Source organism: Pseudomonas protegens, from assembly GCF_003732485.1.
GTDB lineage: Bacteria > Pseudomonadota > Gammaproteobacteria > Pseudomonadales > Pseudomonadaceae > Aquipseudomonas > Aquipseudomonas protegens_B.
Genome location: NZ_MOAK01000030.1, coordinates 44,959 through 61,318, shown reverse-complemented (window position 1 = coordinate 61,318; position 16,360 = coordinate 44,959). Strand labels below are relative to the sequence as shown.

At 62.3% G+C, this 16,360-nt stretch carries 21 protein-coding genes; 11 read left to right on the top strand and 10 right to left on the bottom strand.

The window, feature by feature from the left end:
* Positions 1-173 precede the first annotated feature (173 nt).
* From BLX41_RS34425 to BLX41_RS04440, 3 genes are all read left to right on the top strand, one after another.
* A complete protein-coding gene (locus tag BLX41_RS34425) occupies positions 174-305 on the top strand; it encodes a hypothetical protein (protein ID WP_258009278.1) in 132 nt (43 codons plus the stop codon).
* An 89-nt stretch (positions 306-394) separates the two neighbouring features.
* Positions 395-577, top strand: a complete 183-nt coding sequence (locus tag BLX41_RS04445; RefSeq protein WP_123723928.1) for a hypothetical protein — start codon at positions 395-397, stop codon at positions 575-577.
* Positions 578-694: 117 nt separating this feature from the next.
* Positions 695-1,894, top strand: a complete 1,200-nt coding sequence (locus BLX41_RS04440) for an MFS transporter (protein WP_123723927.1) — start codon at positions 695-697, stop codon at positions 1,892-1,894.
* Here BLX41_RS04440 and arfB read toward each other — a convergent pair.
* From arfB to BLX41_RS33515, 3 genes are all read right to left on the bottom strand, one after another.
* On the bottom strand, positions 1,891-2,304 hold the full coding sequence (gene arfB, locus BLX41_RS04435) for an alternative ribosome rescue aminoacyl-tRNA hydrolase ArfB (protein ID WP_123723926.1): 414 nt from the start codon (positions 2,302-2,304) through the stop codon (positions 1,891-1,893). The genes BLX41_RS04440 and arfB overlap by 4 nt on opposite strands.
* Positions 2,305-2,505: 201 nt before the next feature.
* Positions 2,506-3,927, bottom strand: a complete 1,422-nt coding sequence (locus BLX41_RS04430) for an amino acid permease (protein ID WP_123723925.1) — start codon at positions 3,925-3,927, stop codon at positions 2,506-2,508.
* A 632-nt stretch (positions 3,928-4,559) separates the two neighbouring features.
* A complete protein-coding gene (locus tag BLX41_RS33515; protein WP_185073375.1) occupies positions 4,560-4,712 on the bottom strand; it encodes a hypothetical protein in 153 nt (50 codons plus the stop codon).
* A 242-nt stretch (positions 4,713-4,954) separates the two neighbouring features.
* Between BLX41_RS33515 and BLX41_RS33510 the strand changes: the two genes are divergently transcribed.
* The gene (locus tag BLX41_RS33510; RefSeq protein WP_185073373.1) at positions 4,955-5,092 is read left to right on the top strand and encodes a hypothetical protein; all 138 of its coding nucleotides are present in this window, start codon (positions 4,955-4,957) and stop codon (positions 5,090-5,092) included.
* Positions 5,093-5,353: 261 nt separating this feature from the next.
* Here BLX41_RS33510 and rluB read toward each other — a convergent pair whose 3' ends face one another.
* The 6 genes from rluB to BLX41_RS04400 form a co-directional block, all read right to left on the bottom strand.
* Positions 5,354-6,544: a 23S rRNA pseudouridine(2605) synthase RluB gene (gene rluB / locus BLX41_RS04425; protein WP_123723924.1), complete on the bottom strand. Its 1,191-nt coding sequence runs from the start codon at positions 6,542-6,544 to the stop codon at positions 5,354-5,356.
* A gap of 146 nt (positions 6,545-6,690) precedes the next feature.
* The gene (locus BLX41_RS04420; RefSeq protein ID WP_123723923.1) at positions 6,691-6,882 is read right to left on the bottom strand and encodes a DUF1289 domain-containing protein; all 192 of its coding nucleotides are present in this window, start codon (positions 6,880-6,882) and stop codon (positions 6,691-6,693) included.
* Between the two features lie 96 nt (positions 6,883-6,978).
* The gene (gene scpB, locus BLX41_RS04415) at positions 6,979-7,992 is read right to left on the bottom strand and encodes an SMC-Scp complex subunit ScpB (protein ID WP_123723922.1); all 1,014 of its coding nucleotides are present in this window, start codon (positions 7,990-7,992) and stop codon (positions 6,979-6,981) included.
* 12 nt (positions 7,993-8,004) lie between these two features.
* Positions 8,005-8,703, bottom strand: a complete 699-nt coding sequence (locus tag BLX41_RS04410; RefSeq protein ID WP_185073381.1) for a segregation and condensation protein A — start codon at positions 8,701-8,703, stop codon at positions 8,005-8,007.
* 120 nt (positions 8,704-8,823) lie between these two features.
* Positions 8,824-9,453 (bottom strand): L-threonylcarbamoyladenylate synthase, encoded by a 630-nt coding sequence (locus BLX41_RS04405; protein WP_102864113.1) that lies wholly within the window; start codon positions 9,451-9,453, stop codon positions 8,824-8,826.
* Positions 9,454-9,466: 13 nt separating this feature from the next.
* Entirely contained in the window at positions 9,467-10,327 is an 861-nt protein-coding gene (locus BLX41_RS04400) for a PHP domain-containing protein (protein WP_123723920.1), read from the bottom strand.
* Between the two features lie 87 nt (positions 10,328-10,414).
* Here BLX41_RS04400 and BLX41_RS04395 point away from each other — a divergent pair, with 87 nt between their 5' ends.
* From BLX41_RS04395 to BLX41_RS04370, 6 genes are all read left to right on the top strand, one after another.
* Positions 10,415-11,011, top strand: coding sequence for a septation protein A (locus tag BLX41_RS04395; RefSeq protein ID WP_123723919.1), 597 nt, complete (start codon positions 10,415-10,417; stop codon positions 11,009-11,011).
* A 1-nt stretch (position 11,012) separates the two neighbouring features.
* Positions 11,013-11,312, top strand: a complete 300-nt coding sequence (locus BLX41_RS04390) for a YciI family protein (protein WP_123723918.1) — start codon at positions 11,013-11,015, stop codon at positions 11,310-11,312.
* Positions 11,313-11,422: 110 nt separating this feature from the next.
* Complete coding sequence (locus tag BLX41_RS04385; RefSeq protein WP_123723917.1) at positions 11,423-11,833, top strand: SH3 domain-containing protein; 411 nt, start codon at positions 11,423-11,425, stop codon at positions 11,831-11,833.
* A 7-nt stretch (positions 11,834-11,840) separates the two neighbouring features.
* Entirely contained in the window at positions 11,841-12,518 is a 678-nt protein-coding gene (locus tag BLX41_RS04380) for a response regulator transcription factor (RefSeq protein WP_123723916.1), read from the top strand.
* 143 nt (positions 12,519-12,661) lie between these two features.
* Positions 12,662-13,099 (top strand): Spy/CpxP family protein refolding chaperone, encoded by a 438-nt coding sequence (locus tag BLX41_RS04375; protein WP_123723915.1) that lies wholly within the window; start codon positions 12,662-12,664, stop codon positions 13,097-13,099.
* Between the two features lie 68 nt (positions 13,100-13,167).
* Positions 13,168-14,508: a sensor histidine kinase gene (locus tag BLX41_RS04370; protein ID WP_123723914.1), complete on the top strand. Its 1,341-nt coding sequence runs from the start codon at positions 13,168-13,170 to the stop codon at positions 14,506-14,508.
* Between the two features lie 81 nt (positions 14,509-14,589).
* On the opposite strand, the gene BLX41_RS04365 is transcribed toward BLX41_RS04370, so the two are convergent.
* Positions 14,590-15,156, bottom strand: coding sequence for a nitroreductase family protein (locus BLX41_RS04365; protein WP_123723913.1), 567 nt, complete (start codon positions 15,154-15,156; stop codon positions 14,590-14,592).
* A gap of 122 nt (positions 15,157-15,278) precedes the next feature.
* Here BLX41_RS04365 and BLX41_RS04360 point away from each other — a divergent pair.
* Positions 15,279-16,360, top strand: a 1,082-nt coding sequence (locus BLX41_RS04360; protein ID WP_259744401.1) for a TrkH family potassium uptake protein, incomplete at its 3' end; no start/stop codon positions are given.

Here is a 16,360-nt window from a genome sequence, read left to right as displayed (position 1 = left end):
GACCTTGATGGCGCCTTCCCCGGCAAGCCGGTTCCTGCAGCGACTTTGTCCTTTCATCCCAAAATCGCGATAAAAATCTTTTTGTCATTTCCAGTGCTGTATCCTGCCCAGGCTTTTTAAAAGCGCGGACCTACCCAGCGATTTAAAAAACAGACTTTGCGAGGAGCAACGACATGCATGAGATCCCGAATCTCCCCTTCCCAAGCCTGCACGAAACTGAGCAGACAACCACGCCACAAGCCAGTGCTGAAAAGCCTGTAGTGCAAGAAGCCGCCGACAGCCGCAAGGCCGACAGCGAAGACTGAAAAAAGAGCTGTAACCAGACCGTGTGGAAAGCGCTACTCAAGCGCTTTCCACACCGCCTGAATCCTCCCCTCCGAGCCTCTGCCGAACCATGACCGACTCCTTCAGCGAAACCCAGGCCAGCGTACTGATGGGTACTGCGGAAAAAATGATCGAGGTCTGGAATCGCCTCAGCGCGGAAAAACAGGCCGCCCTGCTGGCCCGTTTCGGCACCCAGGAAAACGCCCTGGCCGCCCTGGTCACCACCCATCTGCTGAACGCCAAAGACGCCTGATTCAATCCATCACTCAGGAACGTTCTGAAAAACGCATCGATTTCTCCCCCTGAATCCCCGTCCACATCGGTATCATAAGCAGCCTATCTATTCAGCTGTCGCAGTGGACCCATCCCCATGCCAGATACCCAGCGCCCCTTGGCGGTCACGCTGCAAGTCGTCTCCATCGTCCTGTTCACCTTTATCGGCTACCTGAACATCGGCATTCCCCTGGCAGTACTGCCGGGCTACGTCCATAGCGACCTGGGATTCGGTGCGGTAATCGCCGGCCTGGTGATCAGCGTGCAATACCTGGCCACCCTTCTCAGCCGCCCCTACGCCGGACGCATCATTGACAACCTGGGCTGCAAGCGCGCCGTCATGTACGGCCTGGCCGGCTGCGGCCTGAGCGGCGTGTTCATGCTGCTTTCCGCCTGGCTGCAGGGCCAGCCGACCCTGAGCTTGATCAGCCTGCTGATCGGCCGCCTGGTACTGGGCAGCGCGGAAAGCCTGGTGGGCTCGGGTTCGATTGGCTGGGGCATCGGCCGGGTCGGCGCACAGAACACCGCCAAGGTGATTTCCTGGAACGGTATCGCCAGTTATGGCGCCCTGGCCATCGGCGCGCCCCTGGGGGTGTGGCTGGTCAATCGCCTGGGCCTGTGGAGCATGGGGGTGAGCATCATTCTGTTGGCCGTGCTCGGCCTGCTGCTGGCCTGGCCAAAACTCGCCGCGCCGATAGTCGCCGGAGAGCGCCTGCCGTTCATTCATGTGCTGGGCAAAGTCTTCCCCCATGGTTGCGGTCTGGCCCTGGGCTCCATCGGCTTTGGCACCATCGCCACCTTCATCACCCTGTACTACACCACCCAGCACTGGGCCAACGCGGTGCTGTGCCTGAGCCTGTTCGGTGCCAGTTTCATTGGCGCGCGCCTGCTGTTCGGCAACCTGATCAACCGCCTCGGCGGTTTTCGCGTGGCCATTGCCTGCCTGTCAGTGGAAACCCTCGGCCTGTTGCTGCTGTGGCTGGCCCCCGATGCCAACTGGGCGCTGGCCGGCGCGGCCTTGAGCGGCTTTGGCTTCTCCCTGGTGTTTCCGGCCCTGGGCGTGGAAGCGGTCAATCTGGTGCCAGCCTCCAGCCGCGGCGCAGCAGTGGGCGCCTACTCGCTGTTCATCGACTTGTCGCTGGGCATCACTGGCCCGCTGGCCGGGGCGATTGCCGCCGGCTTCGGCTTTGCCTCGATCTTCCTGTTTGCCGCCATCGCCGCGTGCTGCGGCCTGCTGCTGAGCCTGTACCTGTATCACCAAGCGCCCAAGCAGCGTCAGGAACGATCGAGCCGCTAGAAGTCCACCTTGCCGCGGCCGGCCTTGATGCTGCCGCGCTTGGCCTTGGTCTCCAGGCGGCGTTTCTTCGAACCCAGGGTCGGCTTGGTGGGGCGACGTTTCTTTTCCACCTTGATGGCGCTGAGAATCAGCTCGACCAGGCGCTCCAGGGCATCGGCGCGGTTCTGCTCCTGGGTGCGGTACTGCTGGGCCTTGAGAATGATCACGCCGTCACTGGTGATGCGACTGTCGCGCAGCGCCAGCAGCCGTTCCTTGTAGAACGGTGGCAGCGACGAGGCCGGAATGTCGAAGCGCAAATGCACGGCACTGGACACTTTGTTGACGTTCTGCCCACCAGCGCCCTGGGCGCGGATGGCGGTCAGCTCAATCTCGGCATCCGGCAGATGCACGTTGTTGGAAATCACCAGCATGGAACAGGAATCCGTCTTCAGGGCGCACAGGATACCTCCATTCCCCACGCTCTTGCGGACCTCTTCGCCGGCAAGCCAGCGCCTGCAACAAACAGCCCTCGCAGGAGCCGGCTTGCCGGCGAAAGCGATCTTCGTGCCCAATAAAAATCACAGGCATGAAAAACCCGGCCGGAGCCGGGTCTGTCATGGCCGGGGCCGCACTTACTTCAGCGAAGCACTGGCTGCCTGCAACGACTGCTGAGCGCTGCGCTTGTTCTTGATGACGTAGCAGACCCACATGAACACCACCCACACCGGGATCGCGTATACCGAGATCTGGATGCCCGGGATCATCAGCATGATGCCGAGGATGAACACCACGAACGCCAGGCAGACATAGTTGCCGTAGGGGTACCACAAGGCCTTGAACAACGAGGTCTGGCCTGTACGGTCCATGTGCTGGCGGAACTTGAAGTGCGAGTAGCTGATCATGGCCCAGTTGATCACCAGGGTCGCCACCACCAGGGACATCAGCAGCTCGAGGGCGTGCTGGGGAATCAGGTAGTTGAGCACCACGGCAACGAAGGTCACCACCGCCGAAGCGAGGATCGACATCACTGGCACGCCGCGCTTGTCGATCTTGGCCAGGACTTTCGGCGCATCGCCCTGCTCGGCCATGCCCAGCAGCATGCGGCTGTTGCAGTAGGTGCCGCTGTTGTACACCGACAGCGCCGCGGTCAGGACCACGAAGTTGAGGATGTGCGCCGCAGTGTTGCTGCCCAGCATCGAGAACACCTGGACGAACGGGCTGCCGCTATAGGCGTCGCCGGAGGCATTCAGGGTCACCAGCAGGGTGTCCCACGGGGTCAGCGACAGCAGCACCACCAGGGCGCCGATGTAGAAAATCAGGATGCGGTAGATCACCTGATTGATGGCCTTGGGGATCACGGTTTTCGGCTTGTCGGCCTCGGCTGCAGTGAAACCGAGCATTTCCAGGCCGCCGAAGGAGAACATGATGATCGCCATGGCCATCACCAGGCCGCTGACGCCGTTGGGGAAGAAGCCGCCATGGGACCAGAGGTTGCTCACCGAAGCCTGCGGGCCGCCGTTACCGCTGACCAGCAGGTAGCTGCCCAGGGCAATCATGCCGACGATGGCCACCACCTTGATGATGGCGAACCAGAACTCGGCCTCGCCGAACACCTTGACGTTGGCCAGGTTGATGACGTTGATCATCACGAAGAACACTGCTGCCGAGGCCCAGGTCGGCACATCCGGCCACCAGTAGTGCACATACTTGCCGACCGCGGTCAGTTCCGACATGCCCACCAGGATGTAGAGAATCCAGCAGTTCCAGCCGGAAAGGAAACCGGCGAAGCCGCCCCAGTATTTATGAGCGAAGTGACTGAAGGAACCGGCCACCGGCTCTTCGACGATCATCTCACCCAGCTGGCGCATGATCATGAAGGCGATGAAACCGCAGATGGCGTAACCGAGGATCATCGATGGACCGGCGGATTTGAGCACCCCGGCCGACCCCAGGAACAAACCGGTACCGATCGCGCCGCCCAGGGCGATCAGTTGAATATGGCGATTTTTCAGGCCGCGTTTCAGCTCGCCCGAATGCGAGTTTTGTCCACTCATGAAAAGGTTCTCACGCAAGGTTTGATGATGTTTGCAAGACGTTGCCGCCCGGTGAAGGCTTAAGCGGCGCGGAGCAAACCCCAGCGCAGGCACCCGAAGTTCAGCGTTTTTCTAACGGTCATGCGTCACCTGTTTGTTTTTATCTGTGACGAAATCGAACCCACCACGCTCGTGACGCGGCGGAGTGAACAAGGTGGATAACCTTGAGTTTATTGGCCCGGCAGTAGTGTCTTCAGCGCCCTGGGAGCAGGCTGAAACACGCGGCGCAGACGCAAAGTGCGCGGGTACGCAGTTGGGTCACAGTTAAAACGCCGCGCATTGTACACCCCTGACCCCCTGCCGCCAGACACCGCTGTATCAGCGTGCCGGTAACCGGGATCCTGCGGGGCCTGCCCGATGCTCGGCATCGGCGGCGGAAAATTGGACGGACCGAGTGGGGTCGTCGATGAAGGTGCGATGACCATCGCCCTTCGAAGGGTGTCGGTGAAAGTCGGTTACGGCGTTCATTGCGCCTCCTTCTTGTTATGCACCTGTACGCAGGCAGGTGTGCATCTCACCTGCCTTGGCGCCCGGGAACAAGCGGGCCAGAGCACTGGCAAGCGGGTTAACCGACACCCGGCGGCAGCTTTTCCTTACAGCGTCCCGGCCTTGGCCGATTCAGGGCGAAACACGGAAGATTCCGTAATATTTTCTTTACAGTGCGTAACGCTGATTTGCCAAACCAGATCGACCAGCGCGGCGACTGCAAATTGACGCACACGCCATCCAACACCGGAAAAAGCCATGACTTTTTGTTTTCAGGCGATAAATATCCGCCCTGGAAATAGAAAACAACGCTCAACAGAAAATAATCTAATTATGTTTTTGCACTTAAAAATGCCCTGAACTAGGTGTCCAGCCACTTGCCAACCGCCTTGTCCGACCAGTACGAGGAGTGGATGAGCAGCCTCCGCAACCATCCCGTTCGCCGCTGTTGATCCGTTCCGCCAATGGACTGCTGTGCCCTGTGTCATCTAGGAGAGTCACCATGCAAACACTGGAACAAGACCTGGAAACCGAACTGCAACTGGACGATTGGTTCGAAGCGGCAACCCATGATGCGGCAGTGGAAATGATGCAAGCCGATACGGTGATGCCGTTCGGCACGGCGATGTGGCCGATGTAAGACGCCCGGACCGGAGCAGGCCTCGCGCCTGCCCCAGCCACGCCCCGATGGCCATGTGAGCTCCTCGGTACCTTCCTCAGCACCATTCCTTTTGTTCGCAAATACGGGGGCTGCAGATTCCGCTGGAGCTGTGGATCGAGAACTCCAGCATCCGCCAGTTCGCCTTCCAACCCCTCCTTGCGCAGGCGCTGGCTCCTACCAGGCACCGGGCAAAAAAAACGCCAACCCGGAGGTTGGCGTTTTTTTGTCTGCGGGCCGGGCTTACTCCGGCTTGCGACGACCGAAGCCAGGGCGCTGGCCGCTACCGGCCGGGGCGCCACGGCGCTTGCCGGACGGCGCGTCCTTGTCCAGCACCAGGCTTGGACGCTTGGACTTCGGTGCCGGTTTGGCCGGACGCTTGGTGTCTGCCGGACGCTCGGCTACTGGCGTGCCACGACCGCTTGCCGGACGTGGTGCGCGTGGCCCGCGCTCGCCATCCTGACGGGCCGCCGGCTTGCGCCCTGGACGCTCGCCTTCGATCTGCGGCTCGCGGGACGCACGCGAGTTGGCCGGTGCGCCATTGGCTGGACGCAGGGTGCGTACACGCTCGCTTTTGCCCACCGGACGCGAGGATTTACGTTGCATGCGCTCCAGCTTGTCCTTGGACTTGGCATTGAGCTGTGGCAGCGCCACCGGCGTCAGGCCGACTTCGGCGCTGAGCACGTCGACTTCGTACTGGCTCATTTCGCGCCAGCGACCCATGGGCAGGTCGGAGTTGAGGAACACCGGACCGAAACGCACACGCTTCAGACGGCTGACCACCAGGCCCTGGGATTCCCACAGGCGACGGACTTCACGGTTGCGACCTTCCATCACCACGCAGTGGTACCAGTGGTTGAAACCTTCGCCACCAGGAGCCTGCTTGATGTCAGTGAACTTGGCCGGGCCGTCTTCGAGCATGACACCCGCCTTGAGGCGCTCGATCATCTCGTCGTCGACTTCACCACGGACCCGTACCGCATACTCGCGGTCCATTTCGTAGGACGGGTGCATCAGGCGGTTGGCCAGTTCACCGTCGGTGGTGAACATCAGCAAGCCGGTGGTGTTGATGTCCAGGCGGCCAATGTTGATCCAGCGGCCTTCCCGCGGGCGCGGCAGCTTGTCGAACACGGTCGGGCGGCCTTCCGGGTCGTCGCGGGTGCAGATCTCGCCGTCGGGCTTGTTGTACATGATCACGCGGCGCACCGATTCGGCGGCCTCTTCGCGCTTGATCACCTTGCCATCGATGGAAATGGCGTCATGCAGGTCGACACGCAGGCCCAGGGTGGCCTCCTTGCCGTTGACCTTGATCCGGCCCTGACTGATCCAGGACTCGACGTCGCGGCGCGAGCCGACGCCGATGCGGGCGAGGACTTTCTGCAGCTTCTCGCCGGCTGGACGGATTTCCTGGTCGTTCTGATCGGTATCGCTCATCTGGGCACCTCCCGGTGTATCGCTTCAGGCTAGAGCGGCCTGAAGACGTGAAAAACAGGTTCTCTGGCGAAGGGATCGCCAAGGGGTCGCGAATCATACGCTCATGGCGGCGGTTGCGCATCACAGACTAGTTGATAAGTCGCCCCTCAGGACTTTTTCCGCCGGCCGGTGGCGCGCAATTGCAGCAGGCGCATGGCCGCTTCGGCCAGCACCTGGCGGCGCTCGGCCTTGTCGAATTTCTTCCAGCCCTTGATCTCGCGCTTGCTACGCCCGCAGCCGATGCAGATATCGTCGCTGAACTTGCAGACGCTGATGCAGGGATCCTTGGCAGAACTCATCTAACACCTCTGTAGGAACCGGCTTGCCGGCGAAAAGGCCCGTAGCCCTGCGCCGAATCGGCCGACGTCTTCGCTGGCGAGCCAGTGCCTACAAGGTTAGTCGTCCAGCAGTCGGCGTTCGTTTTCGATGGCTTCGGCCAGGGCCAGGGCTTCGGCCTCTTCCTCGCTCAACTGCGGCGCCGCAGGCTCCAATGCGGCTACCGCGGCGAGCAACTTGGCCCGGGCCTCGGCCACGCCCAGCACATCGTCCTCTGCTTCGACCGGTGGCCCGTCCTCGGGTTCGACCGGGAACTCATCGGGCTCATCAGCGAGGAAGCCAGGTTCGGCCAGAACCTCCTCCTGTGGGAGATCCAGCTCAGGCTCATGCTGCTCGCCCTGCTCCGACTCCACGACACCATCGCGATGCAGGTCTTCGAAGTCGGTCTTGATCCCCTCCTCCATGGAGTCCAGTTCCAGCAACAGCGTATGGAAGCTGGTTTCTTCCTTGGGCTCTTCCGGATCGGCGCTGGCGTCGGCCAGTTGTTGCAGGTGCTCGGGCACCGGCGCGTCGTCGAACTCCAGCACCGGATCGGCCTCGATCTCCCGCAGTTCCGCCAGGGGCGGCAGGTCGTCGAGGTTCTTCAGGTTGAAGTGGTCGAGAAAGGCCTTGGTGGTGGCAAACATCGCGGGCTTGCCCGGCACGTCGCGATAACCCACTACGCGGATCCACTCGCGTTCAAGCAGGGTCTTGACGATGTGGCTATTGACCGCCACGCCGCGCACGTCCTCGATCTCGCCCCGGGTGATGGGCTGGCGGTAGGCAATCAGAGCCATGGTTTCCAGCATGGCGCGGGAGTAGCGCTGGGGCCGTTCTTCCCACAGGCGACCCACCCAGGGGGCGAATTTTTCACGGATCTGCAGGCGATAGCCGGAAGCCACTTCCTTGAGTTCGAAAGCCCGCCCTTCACAGGATTTGCCCAGCAGGGTCAGGGCTTTCTTGAAAACCGCAGGGTCCGGCCGCTCGGCTTCTTCGAAGAGCTCGAACAGGCGCTCCAGGGACTGGGGTTTTCCCGAGGCCAACAGAAAGGCTTCGAGCAGGGGCGCCAGCTCGCGGGGTTCATTCAAATTCATGATTTAAGCTCGTTATTCGGCTCGCGCCCGTACGTGGATGGCCGCAAAGGGCTCATTCTGCACCAGCTCGACCAGGGATTCCTTGACCAGTTCGAGGATCGCCATAAAGGTCACCACCACTCCCAGGCGCCCCTCTTCTGCGGTGAACAGCTCGACAAAGGGCACGAAGCCACCACCTTTGAGCCGCTCCAGCACATCACTCATGCGCTCGCGGGTGGACAAGGCCTCGCGGCTGACCTGATGACTTTCGAACATGTCGCCACGGCGCAGCACCTCGGCCATGGACATCAGCAATTCTTCCAGGGCCACATCCGGCAGCAGTTTGCGCGCCCGGGCCTGCGGGGCATCAAGCTTGGGCACCACGACGTCGCGACCGACCCGGCTCAGGCCGTCGATGCCTTCGGCGGCGGCCTTGAAGCGCTCGTACTCCTGCAGACGGCGAATCAGCTCGGCCCGGGGATCGTCTTCTTCTTCCTCGATCTCGGCGGAACGCGGCAGGAGCATCCGTGACTTGATCTCGGCCAGCATCGCCGCCATCACCAGATACTCGGCGGCCAGTTCCAGGCGCACCGACTGCATCAGCTCGACATAGCCCATGTATTGGCGGGTGATTTCCGCCACCGGGATGTCGAGGATGTTGATGTTCTGTTTGCGAATCAGGTACAGCAGCAGGTCCAACGGGCCTTCAAAGGCTTCGAGGAAGACCTCCAGGGCATCCGGGGGAATGTACAGGTCCAGGGGCATTTCCATGACCGCCTGGCCGTAGACCATGGCGAATGGCAGCTCCTGTTGGGCGCCGGCCTGCTCGTCGACGGTTTCCAATACGGACATCTAGGCCTCGGCCATGAACGGCGCAGGATCGCCGCAACCGACGCGAATCACTTCCGGTTCGCCATCGGCAAGGCTGATCACCGTGGAGGACTCGGTACTGCCGAAGCCGCCATCGATGATCAGGTCCACCTGATGCTCCAGCAGTTGACGCATTTCATAAGGGTCGCTCAGCGCTTCGGTATCGCCGGGCATGATCAGGCTGACACTCATCAGCGGCTCACCCAGCTCGGCCAGCAGCGCCAGGGCAATCGGATTGCTCGGCACCCGCAGGCCGATGGTACGGCGCTTGGGGTGCAGCAACAGACGCGGGACTTCCCGGGTGGCGTTGAGAATGAAAGTGTAAGGCCCCGGCACATGGGCCTTGAGCAGGCGGAAAGTGCCGGTGTCGATCTTGGCGAACAGTCCCAACTGCGACAGGTCGCTGCAGATCAGGGCGAAGTTGTGCTTGTCGTCCAGTTGACGCAAGCGCCGCACTCGTTCGATCGCGCCCTTGTCGCCCATTTGGCAGGCAACGGCGTAGGACGAATCCGTGGGATAAATCACCACGCCACCGCCGCGAATGATCTCGACGGCCTGTTTGATCAGGCGTGGCTGTGGGTTTTCCGGGTGGATCTGGAAAAATTGACTCACTGTCTCTACCTGTTCAGGCGGCAATAATTGGCTCATGTTTGAACCGACACCAAAGTGGCGGCAGGTCCTCCGGAACCGGACGATACTCGCCGATCTCGGACCAGCCTCCCGGGCCATGAAAGTCACTGCCGGCGCTGACCAGCAGTCCGAATTCACGAGCAAGGATAGCCAAACTGCCCACTTGCTCTGCAGGTTGGTGGCCATTGACCACCTCGATTGCATGGCCACCGGCTTGAATATAGTCGGCAATCAGGCGGCGACGCTTGCTGCGGGTGAAATCGTAATGCCAGGGGTGGGCCAGGCTGACCCAGGCCCCCGCCTCGCGAAGGGTGCCGACGGTGTCTTCCAGAGTCGGCCAGTGCTGCTTGACGTCTCCCAGTTTCCCGGCCCCCAGCCATTTGCGAAAGGCTTCGGCACGATCCTTCACAAAACCGGCACGTACCAGATAGTCGGCAAAGTGCGGCCGCGCCGGAGCATTGCCACTGTCCCCCAACTCCTGCTGGATCGCCCTGGCGCCTTCCAGCGCTCCGGGCATGCCCTTGAGGGCCAGTTTGCGGCTGATCTCCTCGGAGCGCAGCCAGCGCCCCTCGTGCAGTTTATCGATGGCCGCCACCAGGGCCGGGGCCTGGGTGTCGAATCCATAGCCCAGCACATGAATGGTGGCGCCGCCCCAGGTGCAGGACAGCTCGACGCCATTGACCAGTTGCATGCCCAATTGCTGCGCTGCCTGGCGGGCCTCCGCCAGTCCTTCGAGGGTGTCGTGGTCGGTCAAGGACAGGATTCGCACGCCTCTCTCGTACGCACGCGCAACCAGAACCGCAGGCGCCAGGGCGCCGTCGGAGGCCGTGCTATGGCAGTGCAAATCAACATTCACAGGACGATAAAACCTCAAGTCAGCTGGCGCTTTCGCTACCAAGGATGTTTGTTATTATGCCGCCACATCCTGCTTCTGGCTGCCACTGTGAAACAATTCATCGACTTCATCCCGCTGTTCCTGTTTTTCATCGTCTACAAAATCGATCCCCGGGTCGTCGACCTTGCCGGTCACGAAGTCACCGTGGGCGGTATCTACAGCGCTACCGCAGTGCTGATCATCAGCTCGCTGGTGGTCTACGGGGCGCTGTTCATTTCCCAGCGCAAACTGGAAAAAAGCCAATGGCTGACCCTGATCGCCTGCCTGGTCTTCGGCAGCCTGACCCTGGCCTTCCATAGCGAAACCTTCCTTAAATGGAAGGCGCCGGTGGTCAACTGGCTGTTCGCCCTGGCCTTTACCGGCAGCCACTTCATCGGTGATCGCCTGCTGATCAAGCGCATCATGGGCCACGCCCTGACCCTGCCGGACCCGGTGTGGACCCGCCTGAACATCGCCTGGATCGCCTTCTTCCTGTTCTGCGGCGCCGCCAACCTGTTCGTCGCCTTCACCTTCCAGAGCATCTGGGTCGACTTCAAGGTCTTCGGCAGCCTGGGCATGACTGTATTGTTCCTGGTGGGCCAGGGTGTCTACCTGTCGCGCCACCTGCATGATGCCGATCCCACCACCCCGAAAACCGAGGACTGACATGCTTTACGCAATCATTGCCACAGACGTCGCCAACTCCCTGGAAAAGCGCCTGGCCGCACGCCCGGCCCATCTGGAGCGGCTGCAAGTACTCAAGGATGAAGGGCGCGTGGTGCTGGCCGGCCCGCACCCGGCGATCGACAGCAATGACCCCGGCGCCGCCGGCTTCACCGGCAGCCTGATTGTCGCCCAGTTCGAGTCCCTGAGCGCCGCCCAGGCCTGGGCCGATGCCGACCCCTATGCGACCGCCGGCGTCTACGCCAATGTGCTGGTCAAGCCGTTCCGGCAAACAATGCCGTAAATCCCCCCTGAAGCGATGAACCTTACCGGTTCATCGCGTTCTCAATCGCTCATTATTCTCGTTTGACGGCCGACAACCTGCCCAACACTCGATTGGAATCAGGAGTTTCGATGCGCCAAGGTCCGCTGTGCCTGCTGTTGGTCATGTTGTCGATCGGGGCTCCGGCCCTTGCCGAGGAAACCCAGGACCCCGGTCATTCAACGCCGCTGTCCCTGAGCGCCGGCAGTCAGATCACCGAGTTGCAACAACGCTTGAAAGAAAGCGAACGCCTGCGTGAAGAGCTGAGCAAACAATTGCAGAGTGCCGATGCCGAACGGGAAAGCCCGCAGCTGACCCGCTTGCGCCAGGAGAACCAGCGCCTCAAGCTGCAACTCAAGGAGGCCCAGGCCAACCCGGTGCCGCGCCTGCTGACCGACCAGCAGCAATGGTTCGTCACCGGCGGCGGCGTGGCTCTCATCGCCCTGCTCTGCGGTATCTTTGCCAGTGGCGGACATCGCAAGCGTCGACAATGGCTAAATTGAGTGATTCATGAGCGACCTGTTACTGATTGATGACGACCAGGAGCTGTGCGAGCTCCTGAGCAGCTGGCTCGGCCAGGAAGGCTTTCAAGTACGGGCCTGCCACGATGGCCTGAGCGCACGCCGGGCCTTGTCGGAAACGGCCCCGGCTGCCGTGGTCCTGGACGTGATGCTGCCAGACGGCAGCGGCCTGGAGCTGCTCAAGCAACTGCGCAACGACCACCCCGACCTGCCGGTACTGATGCTGTCGGCCCGTGGCGAACCCCTGGACCGTATCCTCGGCCTGGAACTGGGCGCCGACGACTACCTGGCCAAGCCTTGCGACCCTCGCGAACTCACCGCCCGCTTGCGCGCCGTGCTGCGCCGCAGCCACCCGGTGGCAGCGTCCAGCCAGATGGAGCTGGGAGACCTGTGCTTCAGTCCGATTCGCGGCGTGGTCAACATCGACGATCAGGACATCACACTGACCGTTTCCGAAAGCCGCCTGCTCGAAGCCCTGCTCAAGCAGCCGGGCGAGCCCCTGGACAAGCAGGAACTGGCGCAGATCGCCCTGGGTCGCAAACTGACCCTGTATGACCGCAGCCTGGACATGCACGTCAGCAACCTGCGCAAGAAGATCGGCCCGCACCCCGACGGCCGCCCACGGATCGTTGCCCTGCGCAGCCGCGGCTACTACTACAGCCTGTGATCCCGATGGGCCCTGACACATTTGTCAGGGCCATGAAATACCTTCTTTACCCAAGCTTTACCCTCCGCTGACCGCCGCTGACCTTGATCTGGGTAACCTGAACTCATCCGGAACTTACCGGGAATGAGACAAGGAGATACACCATGCGCAAGACCCTGATCGCCCTGATGTTCGCCGCCGCCCTGCCGACCGTGGCCATGGCCATGCCTGAGGGTCACAGCCCGATGGGCCCCATGGACGGTCCTCGGCACAGCGAACACATGCGCGGCAAAGGCCCCTTCAGCCAACTGGACCTGAGCCGCGAGCAGCGCCAGCAAATCGGCAAGCTGATGGGCGAGCAAATGCACGACCGCAAGGCAGTGGTGGAAAAGTACCTGGAGAAACTTTCCCCGGCCGACCAGAAAGCCATGAAGGATGAACTGGGCGCCAAACACCAGAAGACCCAGGCCGATATCCGTGCCCTGCTCAAGCCCGAGCAACAGAAGGAATTCGACGCCCTTGTGAAGAAACAAGAAGAACGTCGCGCCGAGTGGGCCCAATTCAAGGCCTGGAAAGCGCAACAACCGCAAAAAGCGCAATAATGCGTTAGCGTTCACCCTACAGCCCAGTGGCCTCCCCCCACTGGGCTTTGCGCGTTTGAGGAGTCTCTGTGCGTTCATTGTTCTGGCGCATCCTGGCCAGTTTCTGGCTGGCCATCACCCTGGTTGCAGGGTTGTCGATCCTGCTTGGGCACATGCTCAACCAGGACGCCTGGATTCTCAGTCGCCACCCCGGCCTCAACAGCCTCGCCGAGGAGTGGACGCAAACCTACGAGACCCAGGGCGAAGATGCTGCCCAGGACATCCTCCAGCAGCGCAAGCGCCAGTACCACATTGACGTCCAGGTGCTCAACGAGAGCGGCGACCCGGTGGTCCGCGGCACCTTCCCGCGCCGCGCCGCGGCCTTCGAAGCCCGGCAGAACAACGATGACCGCCACCTGCCCTGGCGCCGCCTGACGGCGGAATACACCAGCCCGAAAACCGGCGACACCTACCTGTTCATCTATCGCATCCCCCATCCGGAACTGGACGCCTGGCACCGCGACAGCCTGACCTGGCCCCTCAGCGCCCTGGCCATCGCCCTGGTGGTGCTGACCCTGTTCAGCCTCCTGGTCACCCTGTCCATCACCCGCCCCCTGAGCCGCCTGCGCGGCGCGGTACACGACCTGGGCCAGGCCACCTACCAGCAGAACAGCCTGGCGCGCCTGTCCAACCGCCGCGACGAATTCGGTGTACTGGCCCGGGACTTCAACCGCATGGGCTCGCGCCTGCAGAGCCTGATCGGCAGCCAGCGCCAACTGCTGCGGGACGTGTCCCACGAACTGCGCTCGCCCCTGGCCCGCCTGCGTATCGCCCTGGCATTGGCGGAACGTGCCGCTCCTGAAGAACGGGAAAAGCTCTGGCCGCGACTGACCCGGGAATGCGATCGCCTGGAGGCGCTGATCAGCGAGATCCTGGTGCTGGCCCGGGTCGATGCGGACAACGCCAGCGCCGAAGAGGTGGACCTCAACGCCTTGCTGGTCGCCGTGCAGAAAGACGCGCAACTGGCTTGTCCGGAACAGCTGGTGCAAATAGATGCCCAGCCACAACTGAACCTGCGCGGCTGGCCGACCATGCTTGAACGGGCGGTAGACAACCTGCTGCGCAATGCCCAGCGCTTCAATCCTGTGGGGCAACCGATCGAAGTCACGGCCCTGCGCCATGGCGAAAAGATCCAGATCAGCGTGCGCGACCATGGCCCCGGCGTGGATGCCGAACACCTGAAGCAGTTGGGAGAGCCGTTCTTCCGCGCCCCAGGACAGAGTGCTCCGGGCCATGGCCTGGGGCTGGCCATCGCCCGCCGCGCAGCGGAACGCCATGGCGGCAGCCTGATACTGGACAACCACCCTCAGGGCGGATTCATCGCCACGCTGGAGCTGCCCCTGGTGCCGGGTGCCGTGGTGCAGGCCTGAATGCAACGCGGGCAAGCCGCTGCTGCGAGGTTCGACAGCAGCGGGCCTGCCCGCAAGGTACTCAGCTTTCGAAGGGGATAATCAGGCCCTGGCCGTCCAGGCGCTGACGAACTCGGCGGCGTCGACTTTCGGTGCGACCCGCGGTTCGTTCAGCGGCGTACCCAGGTAAAGGAAGGCGATGATCTCTTCGCCGTCCGCCAGGCCCAGCCCCTTGACCACGTGGGGCGAATAGGACAACTCGCCAGTGCGCCATACCGCGCCGATACCCTGGGCATAGGCCGCCAGCAAAATACCGTGGGCTGCACAGCCCGCCGCCAGCAATTGCTCGGACTTGGGCACCTTGAAATGCTCCTGCAGCCGTGCCACGACCACGACCACCAGCGGTGCACGCAGCGGCATGGCCCGGGCCTTGTCCAACGCGGCCTGAGTCACTTCGCCGCCTTGCAGTTGTACCGCTTCGACCAGCAGTTCGCCCAACTGGTCACGGGCTTCACCTTCGACGGTGAGAAAGCGCCAAGGGCGCAGTTGCCCGTGATCCGGCGCCCGCAAGGCGGCAGCGAACAGTGCTTCCCGTTGCTGCGCAGTGGGGGCTGGCTCCACCAGGCGCGGCACGGAAACACGGTTGAGCAAAGCGTCGAGAGCCTCCATCGGCCACCTCCTGAAAAAAATGTCCGGCTATTCTAGCGGTATCTGCCTGCCGGGTGCCGGTTTACATGCCCTGCACCGCAGGTAGAATGGGCGCCCTTCTCATACCAGCCAGAGCGGAACACATGGCGTTGCCGACCTTAAGAATCATTGGTTTCATCATCGGCATCTTCCTCATCACCCTGGCCATCGCCATGGTGGTGCCGATGGCGACACTGGTGATCTTCGAACGCACCGGCGACCTGCCGTCCTTCCTCTGGGCCAGCATGATCACCTTCATCGCCGGCCTGGCCCTGGTGATTCCCGGCCGTCCCGAACATATTCACCTGCGCCCGCGGGACATGTACCTGCTGACGGTCTCCAGCTGGGTGGTGGTGTGTATCTTTGCCGCCCTGCCGTTCCTGCTGACCCAGCACATCAGCTACACCGACTCGTTCTTCGAAAGCATGTCAGGCATCACCGCCACCGGCGCCACCGTGCTCAGTGGCCTGGACAGCATGTCCCCGGGCATCCTGATCTGGCGCTCGATGCTGCACTGGCTGGGAGGCATCGGCTTCATCGGCATGGCGGTGGCGATCCTGCCGTTGCTGCGTATCGGTGGCATGCGCCTGTTCCAGACCGAGTCTTCGGACCGCTCAGAAAAGGTCATGCCGCGCTCGCACATGGTGGCGCGCCTGATTGTCGCCACCTACGTGGGCATCACCATCTTCGGCAGCCTGGCCTTCTGGTGGGCCGGAATGAACATCTTCGATGCCATCAACCACGCCATGTCGGCGATCTCCACCGGTGGTTTCTCCACCTCCGACGAATCCCTGGCCCACTGGCAACAACCGGCGGTGCACTGGGTGGCGGTGGTGGTGATGATCCTCGGCAGTCTGCCCTTTGCCCTTTATGTGGCGACCCTGCGCGGCAACCGCAAGGCGTTGATCAAGGATCAGCAGGTCCAGGGCTTGCTCGGCATGCTCCTGGTGACGTGGCTGGTGCTCGGCACCTGGTACTGGTGGACCACCGACCTGCACTGGCTGGATGCCCTGCGCCACGTAGCGCTGAACGTGACCTCGGTGGTCACCACCACCGGGTTTGCCCTGGGCGACTACAGCCTGTGGGGCAACTTCTCGCTGATGCTGTTCTTCTACCTGGGGTTCGTAGGCGGCTGTTCGGGATCGACTGCTGGCGGGATCAAGATTTTCCGCTTCCAGGTTGCCTA

What these genes read in the sequence shown, in the direction of transcription:
- BLX41_RS04420 (WP_123723923.1), bottom strand. Translation starts at nt 6,882, where the DNA reads ATGAGTTCTGCCAAGGATCCCTGCATCAGCGTCTGCAAGTTCAGCGAC.
- scpB (WP_123723922.1), bottom strand. Translation starts at nt 7,992, where the DNA reads ATGAATTTGAATGAACCCCGCGAGCTGGCGCCCCTGCTCGAAGCCTTT.
- rluB (WP_123723924.1), bottom strand. Translation starts at nt 6,544, where the DNA reads ATGAGCGATACCGATCAGAACGACCAGGAAATCCGTCCAGCCGGCGAG.
- BLX41_RS34425 (WP_258009278.1), top strand. Translation starts at nt 174, where the DNA reads ATGCATGAGATCCCGAATCTCCCCTTCCCAAGCCTGCACGAAACTGAG.
- BLX41_RS04445 (WP_123723928.1), top strand. Translation starts at nt 395, where the DNA reads ATGACCGACTCCTTCAGCGAAACCCAGGCCAGCGTACTGATGGGTACT.
- BLX41_RS04380 (WP_123723916.1), top strand. Translation starts at nt 11,841, where the DNA reads ATGAGCGACCTGTTACTGATTGATGACGACCAGGAGCTGTGCGAGCTC.
- BLX41_RS33515 (WP_185073375.1), bottom strand. Translation starts at nt 4,712, where the DNA reads ATGGCTTTTTCCGGTGTTGGATGGCGTGTGCGTCAATTTGCAGTCGCC.
- BLX41_RS04375 (WP_123723915.1), top strand. Translation starts at nt 12,662, where the DNA reads ATGCGCAAGACCCTGATCGCCCTGATGTTCGCCGCCGCCCTGCCGACC.
- BLX41_RS04440 (WP_123723927.1), top strand. Translation starts at nt 695, where the DNA reads ATGCCAGATACCCAGCGCCCCTTGGCGGTCACGCTGCAAGTCGTCTCC.
- BLX41_RS04390 (WP_123723918.1), top strand. Translation starts at nt 11,013, where the DNA reads ATGCTTTACGCAATCATTGCCACAGACGTCGCCAACTCCCTGGAAAAG.
- BLX41_RS04385 (WP_123723917.1), top strand. Translation starts at nt 11,423, where the DNA reads ATGCGCCAAGGTCCGCTGTGCCTGCTGTTGGTCATGTTGTCGATCGGG.
- BLX41_RS04430 (WP_123723925.1), bottom strand. Translation starts at nt 3,927, where the DNA reads ATGAGTGGACAAAACTCGCATTCGGGCGAGCTGAAACGCGGCCTGAAA.
- arfB (WP_123723926.1), bottom strand. Translation starts at nt 2,304, where the DNA reads ATGCTGGTGATTTCCAACAACGTGCATCTGCCGGATGCCGAGATTGAG.
- BLX41_RS33510 (WP_185073373.1), top strand. Translation starts at nt 4,955, where the DNA reads ATGCAAACACTGGAACAAGACCTGGAAACCGAACTGCAACTGGACGAT.
- BLX41_RS04365 (WP_123723913.1), bottom strand. Translation starts at nt 15,156, where the DNA reads ATGGAGGCTCTCGACGCTTTGCTCAACCGTGTTTCCGTGCCGCGCCTG.